The organism is Nitratireductor sp. OM-1, assembly GCF_003296175.1.
In the GTDB taxonomy this organism is placed as follows: Bacteria; Pseudomonadota; Alphaproteobacteria; order Rhizobiales; family Rhizobiaceae; genus Nitratireductor; species Nitratireductor aquimarinus.
In genome coordinates this window covers 3,594,654-3,613,391 of sequence record NZ_CP029208.1, presented here as the reverse complement: position 1 = coordinate 3,613,391, position 18,738 = coordinate 3,594,654, and the positions used below count along the sequence as shown (strand labels likewise).

At 62.8% G+C, this 18,738-nt stretch carries 16 protein-coding genes; 12 read left to right on the top strand and 4 right to left on the bottom strand.

The window, feature by feature from the left end; genetic code table 11:
• Positions 1–334 precede the first annotated feature (334 nt).
• From DEJ54_RS17225 to DEJ54_RS17180, 10 genes are all read left to right on the top strand, one after another.
• Positions 335–1,261 carry a D-alanine--D-alanine ligase gene (locus tag DEJ54_RS17225; protein WP_113155639.1) on the top strand — a complete coding sequence of 309 codons (927 nt, stop codon included), beginning with the start codon at positions 335–337 and terminating at the stop codon, positions 1,259–1,261.
• Between the two features lie 29 nt (positions 1,262–1,290).
• Positions 1,291–2,169 (top strand): cell division protein FtsQ/DivIB, encoded by an 879-nt coding sequence (locus DEJ54_RS17220; protein ID WP_113155638.1) that lies wholly within the window; start codon positions 1,291–1,293, stop codon positions 2,167–2,169.
• Positions 2,166–3,482 carry a cell division protein FtsA gene (gene ftsA, locus DEJ54_RS17215; RefSeq protein ID WP_113155637.1) on the top strand — a complete coding sequence of 439 codons (1,317 nt, stop codon included), beginning with the start codon at positions 2,166–2,168 and terminating at the stop codon, positions 3,480–3,482. The genes DEJ54_RS17220 and ftsA overlap by 4 nt, the downstream gene beginning before the upstream one ends.
• Before the next feature lie 69 nt (positions 3,483–3,551).
• Positions 3,552–5,264 carry a cell division protein FtsZ gene (gene ftsZ / locus DEJ54_RS17210; RefSeq protein ID WP_113155636.1) on the top strand — a complete coding sequence of 571 codons (1,713 nt, stop codon included), beginning with the start codon at positions 3,552–3,554 and terminating at the stop codon, positions 5,262–5,264.
• Positions 5,265–5,646: 382 nt separating this feature from the next.
• Positions 5,647–6,585 carry a UDP-3-O-acyl-N-acetylglucosamine deacetylase gene (lpxC, locus tag DEJ54_RS17205; RefSeq protein WP_113155635.1) on the top strand — a complete coding sequence of 313 codons (939 nt, stop codon included), beginning with the start codon at positions 5,647–5,649 and terminating at the stop codon, positions 6,583–6,585.
• A gap of 171 nt (positions 6,586–6,756) precedes the next feature.
• Positions 6,757–7,599 carry an outer membrane protein assembly factor BamD gene (locus DEJ54_RS17200; protein ID WP_245447811.1) on the top strand — a complete coding sequence of 281 codons (843 nt, stop codon included), beginning with the start codon at positions 6,757–6,759 and terminating at the stop codon, positions 7,597–7,599.
• A gap of 8 nt (positions 7,600–7,607) precedes the next feature.
• Positions 7,608–9,281, top strand: coding sequence for a DNA repair protein RecN (recN, locus tag DEJ54_RS17195; protein WP_113155633.1), 1,674 nt, complete (start codon positions 7,608–7,610; stop codon positions 9,279–9,281).
• Positions 9,282–9,410: 129 nt separating this feature from the next.
• Positions 9,411–11,522, top strand: coding sequence for an NAD-dependent DNA ligase LigA (ligA, locus tag DEJ54_RS17190; protein ID WP_113155632.1), 2,112 nt, complete (start codon positions 9,411–9,413; stop codon positions 11,520–11,522).
• Between the two features lie 697 nt (positions 11,523–12,219).
• The gene (locus DEJ54_RS17185; protein ID WP_113155631.1) at positions 12,220–12,948 is read left to right on the top strand and encodes an AzlC family ABC transporter permease; all 729 of its coding nucleotides are present in this window, start codon (positions 12,220–12,222) and stop codon (positions 12,946–12,948) included.
• On the top strand, positions 12,945–13,244 hold the full coding sequence (locus tag DEJ54_RS17180) for an AzlD family protein (RefSeq protein WP_113155630.1): 300 nt from the start codon (positions 12,945–12,947) through the stop codon (positions 13,242–13,244). The genes DEJ54_RS17185 and DEJ54_RS17180 overlap by 4 nt, the downstream gene beginning before the upstream one ends.
• 19 nt (positions 13,245–13,263) lie before the next feature.
• On the opposite strand, the gene DEJ54_RS17175 is transcribed toward DEJ54_RS17180, so the two are convergent.
• Positions 13,264–15,093: an aminopeptidase P family protein gene (locus DEJ54_RS17175; protein ID WP_113155629.1), complete on the bottom strand. Its 1,830-nt coding sequence runs from the start codon at positions 15,091–15,093 to the stop codon at positions 13,264–13,266.
• Between the two features lie 225 nt (positions 15,094–15,318).
• On the opposite strand from DEJ54_RS17175, the gene DEJ54_RS17170 reads away from it, so the two are divergent.
• Together DEJ54_RS17170 and DEJ54_RS17165 are read left to right on the top strand one after the other, a co-directional pair.
• Positions 15,319–15,498 (top strand): hypothetical protein, encoded by a 180-nt coding sequence (locus DEJ54_RS17170; RefSeq protein ID WP_113155628.1) that lies wholly within the window; start codon positions 15,319–15,321, stop codon positions 15,496–15,498.
• A 191-nt stretch (positions 15,499–15,689) separates the two neighbouring features.
• A complete protein-coding gene (locus DEJ54_RS17165; RefSeq protein ID WP_113155627.1) occupies positions 15,690–16,868 on the top strand; it encodes a diguanylate cyclase in 1,179 nt (392 codons plus the stop codon).
• A 39-nt stretch (positions 16,869–16,907) separates the two neighbouring features.
• On the opposite strand, the gene DEJ54_RS17160 is transcribed toward DEJ54_RS17165, so the two are convergent.
• Genes DEJ54_RS17160 through DEJ54_RS23260 form a run of 3 tightly spaced genes read right to left on the bottom strand, consistent with a single transcriptional unit; the run spans position 16,908 to position 18,573 of the window.
• Positions 16,908–17,780 (bottom strand): 50S ribosomal protein L11 methyltransferase, encoded by an 873-nt coding sequence (locus DEJ54_RS17160; protein WP_113155626.1) that lies wholly within the window; start codon positions 17,778–17,780, stop codon positions 16,908–16,910.
• A gap of 12 nt (positions 17,781–17,792) precedes the next feature.
• Complete coding sequence (locus tag DEJ54_RS17155; RefSeq protein WP_113155625.1) at positions 17,793–18,371, bottom strand: SCO family protein; 579 nt, start codon at positions 18,369–18,371, stop codon at positions 17,793–17,795.
• A 40-nt stretch (positions 18,372–18,411) separates the two neighbouring features.
• Positions 18,412–18,573 (bottom strand): hypothetical protein, encoded by a 162-nt coding sequence (locus tag DEJ54_RS23260; RefSeq protein WP_162742180.1) that lies wholly within the window; start codon positions 18,571–18,573, stop codon positions 18,412–18,414.
• Positions 18,574–18,738 lie beyond the last annotated feature (165 nt).

Genomic DNA, 18,738 nt, shown 5'->3' with positions numbered 1-18,738 from the left:
CACTGTGAATACCGGTCGCACGAGGATGCGGCCGGGGATATTTGCTCCCGCGCGGTCTATGTTGCGCCGCAGCAGTTCTGCCCCTCCCGGATGTGTCAAGTTGCGTCCCGGGGGTGTTTGCGTTCACAAAATGTAAAATTTTCAGAAAATTGAATCTTCGGGAATCTCAAGCCCTTGCCTTGGAATCAAACCTCTGATTCTTTGGCCCATAAGTAATCACTGATTTGAGTCGCGGCGTTCGGGTCGGGGGCTTTCCCATTTGAGGAGGTCTTGCTCGGCCAATGCGGAATATTGCCCGAAATTCCGGGCGCTTGGACAAGGGGGTAGCCGGAAAATGAAGAGGAAGCACGTTGCCGTCCTGATGGGGGGATTCTCCTCCGAGAGGCCGGTTAGTCTTTCTTCCGGTACTGCCTGCGCCGACGCTCTCGAAGTCGAGGGCTATGCTGTCACGCGTGTCGATGTTGGGCGCGATGTTGCGCGGGTCCTGTCTGATCTCAATCCCGATGTCGCCTTCAATGCCTTGCATGGTCCGTTCGGTGAGGACGGGGCCATTCAGGGCATTCTCGAATATCTCGACATTCCCTACACGCATTCCGGCGTGCTGGCGTCCGCGCTTGCCATGGACAAGCAGCTTGCCAAGACCGTGGCGAAGGCGGAAGGCATTCCGGTCGCCGACGCGCTGGTGGTCAACCGTTTCCAGATCGGCAATGAGCACCCGATGGAGCCGCCCTATGTGGTGAAGCCCGTCAATGAGGGGTCCAGCTTTGGTGTGGTGATCGTGCAGGAGGGGCAGAGCACGCCCCCGCAGATCATCAGCTCGACGGACTGGCAGTATGGCGAGCGCGTGATGGTCGAGCGCTATGTGGCCGGACGCGAGTTCACCTGTGCGGTGATGGGTGATCGTGCGCTCGGCATTGCCGAGATCATTCCGGTCGGTCACACCTTCTACGATTACGACTCGAAATACGTTCCGGGTGGGTCAAAACACGAATGCCCGGCAAAAATTTCACCAAATATTTACCAAAAAATAGAGACACTGGCCCTCACGGCACACAAGGCTATTGGCTGCCGGGGCGTGTCCCGGTCCGACTTCCGTTTTGACGATCGCAAATCCGCTGATGGAGAGCTTGTCTGGTTGGAGGTGAACACGCAGCCCGGCATGACGCCAACCTCTCTGGTGCCCGAGATCGCCGCAGCGGCGGGAATTGGGTTTGGTGAATTGTTGAGTTGGATTGTGGAGGACGCTTCGTGTTCTCGCTGACGTCATCAAAGGCTGGGAAGGACCGGTACATGGCAAGGCGTCGTGGCGGCGATGTGGTGCTGCCGCGCTGGCTGCGCCGGCCGGCCCGCTTCATGCAGCGCGTCAATGCGGGCGAAGTGGAGCCGCCGCGCTTTGGCGCGAGCATTGCAACAGCTGCCCTTCTCGGCGCGACCGCGATCTATGGAACGCTTGCCGGTGGACATCTGCCGCAGGTGGTGCAGAGCGTGACCGCGCGCACCGGTCTGGCGATTGCGCAGGTTCATGTGGTCGGCAATGATGAAACGTCCGAGATCGACGTGATCCAGGAAGTGGGTCTCGACGGCTGGACGGCGCTGGTCGGTTTCAGCGCCGAGGGCGCGCGCGAGCGGCTTTCCGCCCTGCCATGGGTCGAAGGTGTGGCTGTCCGCAAGATTTACCCGGCGACGCTTGAAGTCGACATCACCGAGAAGAAGCCTTTCGCGATCTGGCAGCACGGCAACGAGCTTTCCCTGATCGAGAAGGATGGTTCGGTGATCGCGCCGTTCGATGGCGGGCGCTACACGGCGCTGCCGATGGTGATCGGCGTTGGTGCGCGTGAGGCCGGGCCGGAGTTCATCGCCAAGGTGGCGCGTCATCCCGCGATTGCGGATGCGGTGCGCGCCTATATCCGCATTGGCGACCGGCGCTGGGATCTGCGTCTGAAGAATGGCGTGACCATCAAACTGCCCGAGCGTGACGAGGCGCTGACGCTGGCGACACTGGCTTCACTCGATCGCCAGAAGGGCCTTCTGTCGCGTGACATCACCTCGGTGGACATGCGTCTTGGCGACCGCATCGCCATCGGTCTGTCCGAGGATGCCGCCGAGGATCACCAGGAAGCGATGCGCAAGCGTTACAAGGCGCGGATTGCAGGTGGGGCGCAGATATGAGCTGGTTATCAGATCCCAAGAAGAACGCTGCGCGCCGCTCCGGCATCATCACGGTTCTCGATGTTGGTTCGAGCAAGGTGTGCTGCATCATCGCCAAGCTCATGCCGGCGGAGGAAGGCCGCGCGCTGCGCCATCGCACGCATCGTGTGAAGGTTATCGGCATCGGTCATCAGCAGTCGCAGGGCGTGAAGTCCGGCGTCATCATCGATCTCGACCGGGCCGAGGAATCGATCCGGCTTGCGGTGGATGCGGCCGAGCGCATGGCGGGCCTGACGGTGGATTCGCTGATCGTCAACGTGTCGGCGGGACGCCTGCGCAGCGAGACGATCTCGGCGTCGATCAATCTTGGCGGTCACGAGGTCGCCCGGTCCGACATCAACCGCGTTCTCGCGGCCGGTGCGCGGCAGGGGCTCGAGACCGAGCGTGAAGTGGTGCATTCGCTGGCGACGGGCTTCAGCCTCGATGCCGAGCGCGGCATTCGCGATCCGCGCGGGATGGTTGGTGCGGAACTCGGCGTCGACATGCACATCCTGACGGCGGACGCAGCGCCGCTGCGCAATCTGGAGCTTTGCATCAACCGTTCGCACCTTTCGGTCGAGCGCATGGTGGCGACGCCCTACGCAAGCGGTCTGGCTGCACTTGTGGATGACGAGGCGCAGATGGGTGCGGCCTGCATCGACATGGGCGGCGGCACGACGACGATCTCCGTCTTCGCCGAAGGCAAGTTCGTGTGGGCCGAGGCGCTGCCGGTTGGCGGCAACCACGTGACCATGGATCTGGTGCGCGGCCTGTCGGCGCGGCTTGAGGATGCGGAGCGGCTGAAGGTCATGCACGGTTCGGCGCTCATCTCTTCGAGCGACGACCGGGACATCGTTTCGATCCACCCGATGGGGGCGGATCCGAGCGAACAGCCGATCCAGGTGCCGCGCGCCGTGATGACCCGGATCATCCGCGCGCGCATCGAAGAAACACTGGAGATGGCTCGCGACAAGCTGAACCGCTCCGGATATGGCGGCCTGGTGGGGCGCCGGGTGGTGCTGACGGGTGGCGCAAGCCAGCTTGTCGGTCTGCCTGAGGCAACCCGCCGGCTTTTCGGACGCAATGTCAGGCTCGGGCGTCCGCTCGGCGTGGCGGGGCTTCCGGAAGCGGCCAAGGGGGCGGCTTTCTCCGCCTCGGTGGGCCTCTTGATCTATCCGCAGGTTGCGGAGTTCGAAAACCGTGGCCGCAGCGGAAAGAGCGGCATATTCACGCGCGCGACTGGCACTGGCGGCCGGTTCCAGCGCGTCAGCCAGTGGCTGAGAAGCAACTTCTAGCGGGGGCGGCCCCAAATTGACGACCGCGGCGGCGACCAGGCGGCGGCAAAGGCGGAAAGGACGAGGACAATGACTATCAATCTGCAGAAGCCGGACATTACCGAGCTGAAGCCACGCATCACCGTTTTCGGTGTCGGGGGCGGGGGCGGCAACGCCGTCAACAACATGATCAATGCCGGTCTGCGTGGCGTCGAGTTCGTCGTCGCAAACACCGATGCGCAGGCTCTGACCCAGTCCAAGGCCGAGCGCCTGATCCAGCTCGGCGCTGCCGTGACCGAGGGACTTGGCGCCGGTTCGCAGCCGGAAGTTGGTAAGGCCGCCGCCGAAGAATGCATCGACGAACTGGTCGATCACCTGTCCTCCACCCACATGTGCTTCGTGACCGCCGGTATGGGCGGCGGCACCGGCACCGGTGCTGCGCCCGTTGTGGCCCGCGCCGCCCGCGAGAAGGGCATCCTGACCGTTGGCGTCGTCACCAAGCCGTTCCACTTCGAAGGCCAGCGCCGCATGAAGACGGCGGAAGCCGGCATCGAGGAGCTGCAGAAGTGCGTTGACACGCTGATCGTCATCCCGAACCAGAACCTCTTCCGCATCGCCAACGACAAGACCACCTTCGCCGACGCCTTCGCGATGGCCGACCAGGTGCTCTACTCGGGTGTCGCCTGCATCACCGACCTGATGGTCAAGGAAGGCCTGATCAACCTCGACTTCGCCGACGTTCGCTCGGTGATGCGCGAGATGGGCAAGGCCATGATGGGCACCGGCGAAGCATCCGGCGAGGGCCGTGCAATGGCCGCCGCCGAGGCTGCAATCGCCAACCCGCTGCTGGACGAGAGCTCCATGAAGGGCGCACGCGGCCTTCTGATCTCGATCACCGGCGGCCGCGACCTGACCCTGTTCGAGGTGGACGAAGCTGCGACCCGCATTCGCGAGGAAGTGGACCCGGACGCGAACATCATTCTCGGCGCGACCTTCGACGAAGACCTGGAAGGCGTCATCCGCGTTTCGGTCGTCGCGACCGGCATCGACAAGTCGGCAGCGGAGATTTCCGCACCTGCATCCGCTTCGCGTCCGGCTCAGCCGCGCACGGTGGAAATGCAGCGCCCGGCAGCCGTTGAAGCCAAGCCGCAGGTTGTTGCCGATCCGGTGGCCGAAGCAATCCGTGAAGCCGAGCGCGCCGAACCTGCTCCGGTAGCCGCCCGTGCGCCGACGCCGCGTCCTGCCGTCAGCAATGGTGGTTTCCAGCCGCAGAGCTCGCTCTTCCGTGGCGCACAGCCGGTTCAGCCGGCTCCGAAGGCCGCAGCGCCTGCGCCGGCTCCCAAGCCGGTACAGCCGCAGCCCGCACCGGCTCCGGTCGCCGCACAGGCTCCGCAGCAGCCGCAGCCGGCTCCGATGCAGCCGCGCGCCGAGCAGGTTCAGCCGCAGCCGCAGGCCGCCGCACCGCGCATGCCGCGCGTCGAGGACTTCCCGCCGGTTGTGAAGGCCGAGATGGAAGCCCAGGCGCAGGAGCACGAGGATCGTGGTCCGATGGGGCTGATCAAGCGCCTCACGCATGGTCTTTCGCGTCGTGACCCCGAGCAGGGTTATTCGGAGCAGCCGCGTGAGCCGAAGCTGCGCCAGGCAGCCCCGCAGGCGCGCCGCGCTCCCGAGAGCGACGGTCAGCTCTATGCGCCGCGTCAGGGCCGTCTCGACGAGCATGGCCGCCTGACCACGCAGCAGCGCAATGTGCAGGAAGAGGATCAGCTGGAGATTCCCGCTTTCCTTCGCCGGCAGGCCAACTAGATCGCCGTGCATCCAATTGGATGCACAAAGGACGATCCAGGCTTTTGAAGGAGCATCGGAATCAACCGAAAACCGGATTCCACTTTTCGGTCCGATGCTCCGGCGGTAACGCCTGTAACGAAATGTCAGGGAGGGGGATGCGGCGCATCCCCCTTTTTGTTAAAAATTCCTAAACAAATCATGTCGTTATGACTGAATCTGATTTTTGTGATGCCGTAACAAGAAGTAAGAAAGCGTGATTTGGAGTCTGTATTTGGCGACATTATCTTCCGTCGCAACTAAAGGCGGGGCGTGGGACGCATTTTGGGGGTGTTGTCCTGAAAACCATGGACGTGCTGGCGCTTGACTGAGCGCAGGCCTTTGAGAGCTTACGGGGACCATTTTGCTCGAATATCAGACGACACTCAAATCGCGCTGTTCTCTCTCGGGTATCGGCGTTCACAGCGGTAAGCCCGTTTCCATTCACTTTTCTCCGGCTGAGCCTGACACGGGCATCGTGTTTCAGCGGATCGACGAGGCCGGCACCGGTCGCGTGATTCGCGCGCTCGCCTCTGAAGTCTGCCAGACGGATCTCTGCACGGCGCTGGGCGATGCCCGCGGCGAATATGTCGCCACCGTCGAGCATCTCATGGCAGCGCTTCTGGCTGTCGGCATCGACAATGTCGTGATCGAGATCGACGGCACCGAAGTGCCGGTTCTCGATGGCAGCGCCATCGGTTTCATGGATGCGTTCGAGCAGGCCGGCATTGCAACGCTTGCCGTCAAGCGCCGCTATATCCGCGTCGTCAAACCGGTTCGCGTCGACAATGGTGGTTCCTGGGCGGAGTTCCGCCCCTATGACGGCACGCGTTTCGAGGTCGATATCGATTTCGACACTCCGGCCATCGGCCGGCAGGCGCTTGCGCTGGACCTGAATGCCGGGAACTTCCGCAAAGAGGTTGCGCGCGCCCGTACCTTCGGTTTCATCAAGGATGTTGAGCGGCTGTGGGCTGCCGGCTATGCGCTGGGTTCTTCGCTGGAGAACTCGGTCGTCATCGGTGAGGACCACAAGGTCATCAACATGGAAGGTCTGCGCTACCCTGACGAGTTCGTGCGTCACAAGATGCTCGACGCCGTGGGCGATCTGGCTCTGGCCGGTGCGCGTTTCATCGGCTGCTTCCGCTCCTACCGTGGCGGACACCGACTCAATGCGGCTGCACTGCGTCACCTTCTGACCGACCATTCTGCCTACGAGATCGTCGAAACGACGCGTCGTGAGCAGGGACGTCGTGCGGAAATGGTTGCCGTCAGCGCACCCGTTTACGCGCCCTGGACGCTTTAGTTCTGCGCTTTATGCGCCACTCCAGGGCCTGCGCTTCCTTCCTCGTGCCACAAAATTGTACGATTGGCGGGCAATAGCGTTGCCGCGTGGCGGTCATTTGCTCTATGACTGCGTTCCGATATCGATTTTCCGTTTGCGAGAGGCGAAATGCGTTCAACTTTTGTTGCCGGCATGACCAGGACAGGCAGAGCTGCCATCACGACAGCTTCCGTGCTTGGCGTTTCGCTTCTTCTTTCCGCCTGTAATGCGGAGAAGGACCTTGATCTGTCGACCTATGTCGAGCAGACCGATCCGGCTGACGTGCTCTACAATCAGGCGCTGGCCAACATGAATGCCGGACGGCTGAAGGAGGCGAGCGCGAAGTTCGAGTCCATCGACCGTCAGCACCCCTATTCGGAATACGCCCGCAAGGCGATGGTGATGAACACCTTCGCCAATTACCGGCAGGGCAAGTATGACGAGGCCATCAACAGCGGCAAGCGCTATGTGGCGCTCTATCCGACCACGGAAGATGCAGCCTATGCGCAGTATCTCGTTGGCCTGAGCTATTTCCGCCAGATCCGCGATGTGACGCAGGATCAGCGCGAGGCGCGCCGCACCGTCGAAGCGATGGAAGAGGTTGTGCAGCGCTGGCCGGATTCGGAATATGTGCCGGATGCCGAAGCCAAGATCCGTGTTGCCCGCGACCAGCTCGCCGGCAAGGAAATGCAGATCGGCCGCTACTATCTAGAGCGTCGTGAATATGTTGCCGCCGTGCGCCGCTTCCGCGGCGTCGTGGAGAGCTATCCCAACACACGCCATGTCGAGGAAGCGCTCGCGCGCCTGACCGAAGCCTATTACGCGATGGGCCTCGTGTCGGAAGCGCAGACGGCTGCTGCCGTTCTGGGGCACAACTACCCGGACAGCCAGTGGTACAAGGATTCCTACGCATTGCTGCAGTCTGGCGGGCTGGAGCCGCGTGAAAACAGCGGTTCCTGGATTTCCAAGGCTGGAGCGGCAATTCTGGGCGGCTGACCCTCACCATGCTGTCTCATCTGTCGATCCGCGATATCGTCCTGATTGAACGCCTCGACATGGATTTCTCCTCGGGGCTCTCGGTTCTGACCGGTGAGACCGGTGCGGGAAAATCCATCCTGCTCGATTCACTCTCATTGGCCCTTGGTGGCCGTGGCGACGCCTCACTGGTGCGCCATGGCGCAAATCAGGGGCAGGTGATCGCCGTGTTCGATCTGCCGGCGGCACACCCCGTGCGCGCCGTGCTGGCCGAGAACGCCATTGACGATGAGGGCGACGTCATTCTGCGCCGCGTGCAGAGCGCGGATGGCCGCACCCGTGTTTTCATCAACGACCAGCCATCCAGCGTTGCGCTGATGCGGCAGGTGGGGCGACAGCTTGTCGAGATCCACGGCCAGCATGACGAGCGCGCGCTTGTCGATGCTGCAATGCACCGGGACCTGCTTGATGCATTTGGCGGGCATGGGCCTGACGTCGAGCGTGTGCGCACCGCATGGCGCGATCTGCGCCAGTGTGAGCAGGAGCTTGCGCGGCACCGTGCGCGCGTCGAGGCCGCGGCCCGCGAGGCCGATTTCCTGCGCGCCTCGGTCGAGGAATTGACCAAGATCGATCCGCGCCCGGACGAGGAAGCGGTGCTCGCCGGCGAACGCGCGGACATGATGCGTGCGGAGAAGATCGCGTCCGACATCTCCGATGCGCAGGAAGTGCTGTCTGGCCATGCGTCACCCGTGTCACAGCTCTCCAGCCTGCTGCGCCGCTTGCAGCGCAAGGCGGAAGAAGCGCCGGGCCTGCTGGACGGCATTATTGAACCGCTCGATTCAGCGCTTCTGTCGCTCGATGTCGCCCAGTCCGGGGTGGATGAGGCGATGCGCGCAACCGAGTTCGATCCGAAGCGTCTGGAAGACACGGAAGAGCGCCTCTTTGCGCTGCGCGCCGTTGCCCGCAAGCACAATGTGCAGGTGGATGATCTGGCCGATCTGTGCGCCCGCATGGTGGGCGATCTGGATGACCTCGACGCCGGTGAGGAGCGCCTTGGCGCGCTGGAGGAGCGGGCGAAGGCCGCGATCGGCATCTACAGCGCCGCGGCGGAAGAACTCTCTCAGCGACGCCGTGAGACGGCTCTGACGCTGAGCAAGGCCGTCATGGAAGAACTGCCGGCCCTCAAGCTGGAGCGCGCCGAGTTCATCGTGGAGATCGCCACCGAGGCCGATGACCGGGGCGAGGATGGCATCGACCATGTGGAGTTCTGGGTGCGGACCAATCCGGGCACCCGCGCAGGCCCGATGATGAAGGTTGCTTCGGGCGGTGAGCTTTCGCGCTTCCTGCTGGCCCTCAAGGTGGTGCTGGCGGATCGCGGTTCTGCGCCGACGCTCGTTTTCGATGAGATCGACACGGGTGTGGGCGGTGCGGTGGCGGACGCCATCGGTCAGCGCCTTGCGCGCCTTTCCGACCGCATTCAGGTGCTTTCGGTGACCCATGCGCCGCAGGTGGCGGCGCGCGCGGGCACGCATTACCTGATCGCCAAGAGCGGCGATACGGACCGCGTCGCGACCGGCGTTTCGGTGATGAACACCGACGCACGGCGCGAAGAGATCGCCCGCATGCTGGCTGGCGCGACGGTGACCGACGAGGCCCGTGCAGCCGCGCACAAACTGCTTCAGGGCAACGCAGTCGCCTCCTGATCCATTCTTCTGTTCGGGGTTTGCCGGCGACCCTTGTCAGCAGGCTTCAGGCGCTTAAAAAGACCGCTGCCCCTATCGGGCGCGAATGTTTTACACTGCGCGCCGTTTCACACAGTCGGATCCATTGTCATGCCCAAAGCCAAGCCCGCCGTTGACACGCTGACGGAAGCCCAAGCCAGTGAAGAACTCGAGGCGCTCGCCCTTGAGATCGCCAAGCATGACCGGCTCTATCACGCTGAAGACGCTCCGGCGATTTCGGATGCTGACTATGACGCGCTGCGGCGGCGCAACCTGGCCATCGAGCAGCATTTTCCGGCTCTGGTGCGGGACGATTCGCCTTCGCGGCGGGTTGGTGCGCCTGTCTCCGGGAAGTTCGAGAAGGTCCGGCACAAAGTGCCCATGCTGTCGCTCGACAATGCCTTTTCCGACGAGGACGTGATCGACTTCGTGGCGCGCATCCGCCGCTATCTGAAGCTTGCCGCCGACGCGCCGGTGGTGATGACCGCCGAACCCAAGATCGACGGCCTGTCGCTGTCGCTGCGCTATGAAAACGGTCGCCTGATCTCCGCCGCCACCCGTGGCGACGGGCAGGAGGGCGAGAACGTGACGGCCAATGCGCGTGTGGTGGCTGACATCCCGAGCGTGCTTGCAGGCAATCCGCCCGAGGTGATCGAGGTGCGCGGCGAGGTCTATATGACCCATGCCGACTTCTTCGCGCTGAACAAGCGCCAGGAAGAGGCGGGCAAGCAGACCTATGTGAACCCGCGCAACACGGCTGCCGGTTCGCTGCGCCAGCTCGATTCCTCCGTCACCGCCGCGCGGCCGCTGAAATTCTTCGCCTATGCATGGGGCGAGGTGTCGGAAATGCCGTCCGGCACGCAGACGGGCATGGTGGAAGCGCTCGAGGAATACGGGTTCCGCGTCAACGATCTGATGAAGCGCTGCGAGAGTGCCGAAGCGCTTATCGCGCAGTATCGCAAGATCGAGGAAGAGCGCGCTATGCTGCCCTATGACATCGACGGCGTGGTCTACAAGGTGGACGATCTTGAACTGCAACGGCGGCTCGGCTTCGTCTCGCGCAGCCCGCGCTGGGCGATTGCCCACAAATTCCCGGCCGAGAAGGCGACGACGATCCTGCATGGCATCGACATTCAGGTGGGGCGCACGGGCGCGCTGACGCCGGTTGCGCGGCTGGAGCCGGTCACGGTCGGCGGTGTGGTGGTGACCAATGCGACGCTCCACAATGCCGAGGAGATCGAGCGGCTGGGCGTGATGGTCGGCGACACGGTGACGGTTCAGCGCGCCGGCGATGTGATCCCGCAGATCCTCGGCTTCATCGAGGAGAAGCGTCCCAAAGACGCCGTGCCATTCGCGTTTCCCACGGTCTGCCCCTGCGATCTCAAGACGCCGGTGGTGCGCGAGGGCATCGGCTCTGGCGTTGAGGGTGTGGTGCGCCGCTGTTCGGGCGAGTTTGCCTGCCCGTTCCAGCGCGTGGAGCATCTGCGGCACTTCGTTTCGCGCCGCGCCTTCGACATTGACGGGCTTGGCGAGAAGCAGATCGAATTCTTCTTCAACGATCCCGACCTGCCGGTGAAAGCGCCGGGCGACATCTTCACGCTGGCTGCGCGCGACGCCGAAAGCTTCAAGAAGCTGAAGGACAAGGAAGGCTGGGGCGCGACCTCCGCCGTCAAGCTGTTCGAGGCCATTGAGCAGCGCCGCACGATCACGCTGGAGCGCATGGTCTATGCGCTTGGCATTCGCCATGTGGGCGAGCAGACGGCCAAGACCCTGGCGCGCGCCTATGGCAGCTGGCAGGAGTTTCACGACGCCGCGCTGGCGGTGGCCAATGGCGACGCGCAGGCGCGTGAGGAAATGGACGCGCTTGACGATATCGGCGATGCGGTGATCGCTTCCATCGCGCAGTATTTCGGCGAGGAGCACAACCGGGAACTGGTCGAGCGTCTGGCAGGCGAAGTGACCGTGAAGGAAGCCGAGCGCCCGGCAGCCGATTCGCCCGTGGCCGGCCAGACAATCGTTTTTACCGGCAGCCTCGAACGCATGTCGCGCGATGAGGCGAAGGCCATGGCCGAACGGCTGGGCGCGAAGGTGGCCGGCTCCGTCTCCAAGAAGACGGATCTGGTGGTGGCCGGCCCCGGCGCAGGCTCCAAGCTCAAGAAGGCGGCTGAATTCGACATCGAGGTGATCGACGAAGACGCGTGGTTCGAGCGCGTCGGAGGTTAGAGCGCCATGCGTCTGTTCGGACGCACAACGGACGCTCTAACCCATTGAAAGCACGATGCGCTTCAAACAGCGCGCCGTCGCTGGTGCACTGTTTGAAGTGCACCGTGCCGCTGGCCGTCTTTGGCTGGGTGATTATGCGGTCGTGGCGTTCTGGCATGGATCCTCGGGTCAAGCCCGAGGATGACGAGTGTGTTTTGACGCTTGTACGCAACCGTATTCGAACTGTACTGGACACCATCCCCCGTCGTCATCCTCGGGCCTGACCCGAGGATCCATGCCCGGGCATCCCGGACAGCTCCAGAAACGCTCTCCCCCCTTGAAAGCAGGATGCACCTCAAACAGCGCGCCGTCGGTGGTGCACTGTTTGAGGCGCACCGTGCCGATGGCCTTCTTTGGCTGGGTGATTATGCGGTCGTGGCGTTCTGGCATGGATCCCCGGGTCAAGCCCGAGGATGACGAGTGTGTTTTGACGCTTGTACGCAACCATATTCGAACTGGACTGGACACCATCCCCCGTCGTCATCCTCGGGCTTGACCCGAGGATCCATGCCTGAGCATCCGGACAGCTCCAGCAACGCTCTGACCCATTGAAAGCAAGATGCGTCAGGTCAGCTTCGGTATTCACTGATTCGTGGTTCAAAGGAATTTACGTGACTGGTCAGCACTGCTGACCTAGGGTCGCGCTTTTGAGGGTTTGATGTCAGTCGAGATTGCCAGAGAAGATGCGCCTTCGCGCGAATTTGTGGACGGGTTGCGCGACAGCGTGCCTGTGGTCGTCGCGGCGATGCCGTTCGGCCTTCTTTTCGGGGCGCTGGCCGTCGAAAACGGTTTCACCACGTTCGAAGTCGTGCTGATGAGCGCGACGATCTTTGCGGGCGCGAGCCAGATGGTCGGCATCGACCTGTTCGGCCAGAAGGTTGCGCCATGGCTCATCGTCCTGTCCATCTTCGCCGTCAATTTCCGGCATGTGCTCTATTCGGCCACCACGGGCAGGCGCATTGCGCATTGGGGGCCGGTGCAGCGTCTGATGGGGTTCTTCCTGCTGGCCGATCCGGTCTTTGCGGAAGCCGAGCGCCGTGGCGAGACACATGGCAAGATCACCTTCGGCTGGTATATGGGCTCCGCACTGCCGCTCTATCTGTGCTGGGTGGCGGAAGGCTGGGTTGGCGCGCTGTTTGGAAATCTGGTGCCTGATCCGCAGGCGCTGGGCATCGACTTCCTTCTGCCGATCTATTTCCTCGGCCTCGTCATGAGTTTTCGCAAGCGGTCTTTCTGGCTGCCGGTGGTGCTGATGAGCGCCGTTGTCTCGGTGATCGCGTATCGCACGGTCGGCTCGCCCTGGCATGTTTCGATCGGAGCCATTGCCGGTGTGGCGCTTGCCGCCGCCGTGGCGCCGGGCACGCGGGCAGGGAAGGAGAAGTCATGAGCACGACAGTCTGGATCATTCTGGCAGGCGCGCTCCTGACCTTTTTGACACGCGTTGGCGGCCATGTGGTGCTGTCGCGCTTCGAGCGCATTCATCCGCGTGTGGAGGCGGGCCTCAATGCGGTTCCCGCAGCGGTTTTGACCACGCTGGTCGCGCCGGCGGCCATGAATGGCGGCGTGGCCGAAACGGCGGCCCTTGTGACCGGCATCGCCGTTTCGCTGGTGACGGGCGGCATGATGCCGATGTTTCTGTCATCGGCGGCGGTGCTGATTCTGCTCCGCCACCTGCTTGGTTAGATGCCCGAACCGAACCCGCTCAATCGAGCGGGGCGGTCACTTTCTCCAGCCAGCCAAGCGCTTCTCCATCGAGCAGGGGCGAGAGCGTGTCGCGCACCTGCGCATGATATGCATCGAGCCAGGCGCGCTCCTGCGTTGAGAGCAGGGCGGTGTCGATCAAACGGCGGTCGAACGGGCACAGGGTGAGCGTTTCGAAACCGTGCATGTCGATTTCGCCGCCTTCGATGGCGGTGGCAGGCTCGACGACGATCAAATTCTCCAGACGAATGCCATAGCCGCCCGGTTTGTAATAGCCGGGCTCGTTGGAGAGGATCATGCCGGCTTCCAGCGCCTGCGAACCGGTTTTGGCGACCCGTTGCGGCCCTTCGTGAACGGCAAGATAGGAGCCGACGCCGTGGCCGGTGCCGTGGGCATAGTCGAGCCCGGCCTGCCAGAGGGCGTGCCGCGCGAAGGGATCGAGATCCATGCCGCGCGTGCCTTTGGGAAAGCGCACGGTGGTGAGCGCGATCAGCCCCTTGAGAACCCGCGTGTAGCGCTCGCGCATTTCATCGTTTGGCGTGCCGGAAATCACCGTGCGGGTAATGTCGGTGGTGCCGTCTTCGTATTGCGCGCCGGAATCGACCAGATAGAGCTCGTTCTGGCCAAGCGTGCGGTTGGTTTTCGTGGTCACGCGATAATGGATGATCGCGCCATTGGGGCCGGCGCCGGAAATCGTGTCGAACGAGATGTCGCGCAGCGGCATCTGCAATTCCTGCCCGGTATCCGCCCGGCTTTCCTCCAGCTTGCGCACGGCGCTGATCTCGTCGACCGTGCCGGGGTTCTGCCGGTCCAGCCAGCTCAGGAAACGCACCATGGCGACGCCATCGCGGCGGTGCGCCGCGCGCGCGCCCTCAAGCTCCGTCGCGTTCTTGATGGCGCGGGGCAGGCGGGCGGGATCGCCCAGATCGACAATGCTTCCGCCGGCCTGTTCGGCAACCTGCCGCAACCGCTCGGCGACCAGCACCGGGTCGAGGCCGATTGCGTTGCCGCCCTCGGCGCGCTCTGCCAGCACGTCGTCAAGCGTGGAGGGCGCTTTCAGATCGGCAAGCTGCGTCAGATAGGCTTCGGTCTCCCGGTCGAGCTTTCGCTTGTCGATGAACAGGATCGGACGCCCTTCGCCGGGGATCAGCGCGAAGCCGAGCGCGAGCGGGGTGTGCGGCACGTCCTGACCGCGAATGTTGAACGCCCAGGCGAGTGATGACGGATCTGTCAGAACGGTGCAGTCCGCGCCGCCTTCGCGCACGGTCTCCGCCATCCGTTCGAGCTTGGCGCTCGCCAGTTCGCCTGCGTATTCCTTCGGCTGGATGCGCGCCGGTCCAAGCGGCGGGGCGGGGCGATCATCCCAGATACTGTCCACCAGATTGTCATCGACCGGCACCATCTCGACGCCGCGCGCCGCAGCCGCCTTTCGCAGCGCGCGCAGTTCGGCAATCGTGTGAAGCCAGGGATCGAAGCCGATGCGCGCGCCCTTCGGCGCGTTCTGGCCGATCCACGCCTTGGGCGGATTCTCGATCAGGCTTTCCACGGTGAAGGTGGATGGATCGGTCTGTTCCGCTGCCTGAAGCGTGTAGCGGCCATCGACAAAGAGAATGGCGCGGTCCTTCATGACAAGGGCAGCGCCGGCAGACCCGGTGAAGCCGGTGAGCCAGGCAAGCCGCTCCGAGGAGGGGGCGACATACTCGCCCTGATGCTCGTCCGCCCTGGGAATGAGATAGCCGTCCAGATTGGCCTTCAGGAGCGCTTCGCGGAGCCGTTCAACGCGGGATATGCCCTGGCTGGGATCGGCGGTGACATCAAAAGACTGAAACATGGAACCCTGTCGCTTCTTCGAAATCGGCCCGAACCTACAGCATGGCCGAAGAAAGCGGAACGGGTTTCCCGCGAGACGCTATGTTGCGCTGCACAATTTCAAGTGTGCAATGCAAAATGAGATGGTAGCCATGCGCAAACTGCGCTGGTTGTGGCGGAAAGACAGGCCTATCTACTGGGCCACGGGCGAGGGAACATCCTTCGCAGGATTTTTAGGAGAACTCAGATGGCCAATAAGCGTGGCTTTTTCCGCGGCGCATTCGACGCGCTGATCGAAGCTCGTCAGAAGCAGGTCCGGAGCTATGTCAACGGCGCGCTTCTGATGCTTGACGACGAGACCCTGCGTGCTCACGGCTACAACCGTGAAGAGCTGAAGCGCAGCCGTAGCGTCTCGCACATGTTCTGATCCGCTGGAAACAGCGTTTGACCGAAACCCCGGAAGCTCTGCTTTCGGGGTTTTTGTTTTTTGTTAAGTATCCTTGAGAATTTCGCCGGCATGTTAGAAGTGTTCTTTCCCCTTCCATGTAAGGAAGGCGGCTATCTGCCGGGTTTATTGTTTTCCGGCGCGAAGCTTCATGACCATCGTTGGCCTGAACCATGCAACTTGATTTCCAGACCCTCTACATCATCATTCTGCTGAACTCCCTCGGGCTGATCGTGGTCTGGACCTCCGTTGCCTTCGTTTACCGGGAGATCGCTGCCGCGCGGTATTGGCTGGCAGCGCTGGTCGGAACCAGCATTGGCGGGCTTCTTCTCACAGTCGATGCGAATGGAGCGGTCGGTGTTGCCACGGTGGCCGGCATGGTCTTCATCGGATGCGGCTTCGCGACGATCCTTCAGGGCGTGGCCGTGTTCTATGACGGCCGCGCGCGCTGGAGACTTCTAGCCGCCTATGCGGTCGTCTGTGCGGTTCTGGCGGAATTGGCAGGGCCTGACCGGGCCGTGCAGAATGTCGTTTTCGCGCTGCTTCAGGCGCTGCCGACATCACTGCTGCTGCTCATGCTCGCGACAAGACGGCCCGTCCGGCTCGGCGCTACGGTGGCGACCTTTGCTGCCGGCATTGCGCTTTCCGGTCAGATTCTGGAGATTGCGGCCAATCTTGCCCGGATTGCCGGTTCTCTGTCCGATGCGGGATACTATGCGTTTGCGCCATGGCTGCTGGTGGCAAACATTCTGGGAACGAGTGTTCTCAATCTCGGTTTCCTGCTGATGACCATCGACCGGTTGAGCTCCGCGCTTGCTGATCTCGCGAGCCGCGATGACCTGACGGATTTGCCCAACCGCCGTGGGCTGCGCAACCGCGCACGGCGGGTCGAGAGAAGGGGGCGTGAGCAGGGGGAGTGCGTTTCGGTGATGATGCTGGACGTCGATTCCTTCAAGCAGATCAACGACACATTCGGCCATCATGCCGGGGATGCCTGCCTCGTGCATATCGCCGGCATTCTGAGCAATGGTCTGCACCGCAAGGACATTCTGGCCCGTGTGAGCGGTGATGAGTTCTGCGCCATACTGCCGGCGACGGATATGCGCGATGCAGCGCAGATTGCCGATATGCTGGTGAAGCAGATCTCCACGACACCGTTCCTTGCCGGCAAGAGCCGCATTCCGCTGTCGGTCAGCATCGGCATTGCCGAGTGGAGTCCGGTGGGAAGCGAGGGGCTTTTTGAAGCGCTCACGCGCGCCGATGCCGCCCTTTACGACGCCAAGCGCTCCGGCCGAAACGGCTATGCGACGGATGTGCCCGAAGGGGAAGACAGGCGTCGCGCCCTGGGCTGACAGGGAACCCGGGCGGTGCCGGGTTCCGCTTTCCTGACCCTAGCGCTTCATGTGAATGGTGACCCAGCCCTCACGCGCCTGCGTGCGAATGTGCCGGAAGCCCTGAACGCTGTAGGCCGCGATGACGGCGCGGCGCTGACGCTCGAGAATGCCTGACAGGATAATCGAGCCGCCCGGCGTAAGATGCCGGGCCATGGCCGGTGCAAGGCCCATCAGCGGCCGGGCCAGAATGTTTGCCACGATCAGGTCGAAGGGTTTCTGCTGGGCAAAGATGGCGTGGTGAAAGCCCGGCGCCGTCTGCGTGTCGACCAGGCTGGTCACGCCGTTGAGCTGGACATTGGCGCGGGCGACCTGCGTGGCGATGTCATCGATGTCGGTTGCCAGAACCGGGATGCGCGCGGCCTTGGCCACGGCAATCGCCAGAACGGCGCTGCCGGTGCCCAGATCCAGCGCATTGCGCGGCTGCTCGCATTTCAGGACATCGGCAATCGCTTCAAGGCAGCCGGCAGTGGTGCCATGATGTCCGGTTCCGAAGGCGAGGCCCGCATCGATCTCGATGGCGATGTCGCCGATGCGCTGCAGATGCCGGTCGTGGCTGCCGTGAACCAGAAAGCGCCCGACACGGACGGGCTGCAGCCCTTCAAGCGAATGGCCGACCCAGTCGATGTCCGGCACCGTCTCACGCTCCAGCGCGGGCGTGGGCGATATGCCGGCCAGACATTCGAGAACCTGCTTTTCGAGCTGGTCGACATCGTCTTCCGTGTAGACGGAGATCTGGAAGATCCCGCTGTCTTCTTCCGGTTCGAAGATGCTGATCGGCAGCCCATCCTCTTCAAAACGGGTATCGAGGATAGAAAAGATCGCTTCGGCTTGTTCGCGCTGAGCGGTCAGGAAAAGTCGTGTCTGGCCCATGGATTTCCGATGTCAGGTTTCGTTCGCCAGACGCTTCAGCTTGGCGATTGCGGTGTCACGATTTTCTTCATAGGCGATCGTTCCGAAAAAGTCGCCATCGCTGTCGAGCAGCAGGATCGATGCGGTGTGGTCCATCGTGTAGTCGTCACCTTCAAGCTCCACCTTGCGCACATAGATGGAGAAGCCCTTGGCCATGGCCGCCACCTTCTCGGGAACGCCGGTGATGCCGGTGATGCGGTCGGAGAAGTTGGAGAGATAGGTCTTCATCACTTCCGGCGTGTCGCGCTCGGGATCGATGGAAACGAAATAGGGCTCGATCTCCTCGCCTTCCTCACCCAGCTCTTCCAGATAGCCATCCAGTTCAAACAGCGTGGTGGGGCACACTTCCGGGCAATGGGTGAAGCCGAAAAAGACGACGGTTGGACCGTCCCTGAACGCGGCTTCGGTGATGGTGTTGCCATCCTGATCGACCAGTTCGAACGGCACGCCGAAGGCCTTGCCGGAATTCTGCTGCTGGTACCACTGGAAGGTAAGAAGTCCGACGCCCACGGCCATGACCGCGAGAATGCCGATAAGAATGGATCGCATCATTGAAGTTCACCCGGAAACAAGAGAGCGCTGAAAGGCGGTGTCAGATGCACCAGGCCAGCCCGGACTGGGCCAGCGCGAGAAAGATGTCGGCTCCGTTTTCCAGCCACATGGCAAAGACAAGACCGGTCAGGGCGGCAAGAACCAATGCTGCCGCGCCCATCACGATCCAGTTGGCCAAAGGCCTGGAGCCGTTTGTTTTCATGCCCCATGATAGGCGAAATGCGCTGCCGGACGCAAAGCCCATCTTGTCGCAAGCCTGTGCAGAAAATCGGAAGGGGAGGGAACCTCCCGTCGCCGGGAGCGCGACGGGAGGACTGCGGGGTTGAGGTGTTTTGCCTGGAGGCATTGCGCGGGTTTCTGGCCCGCA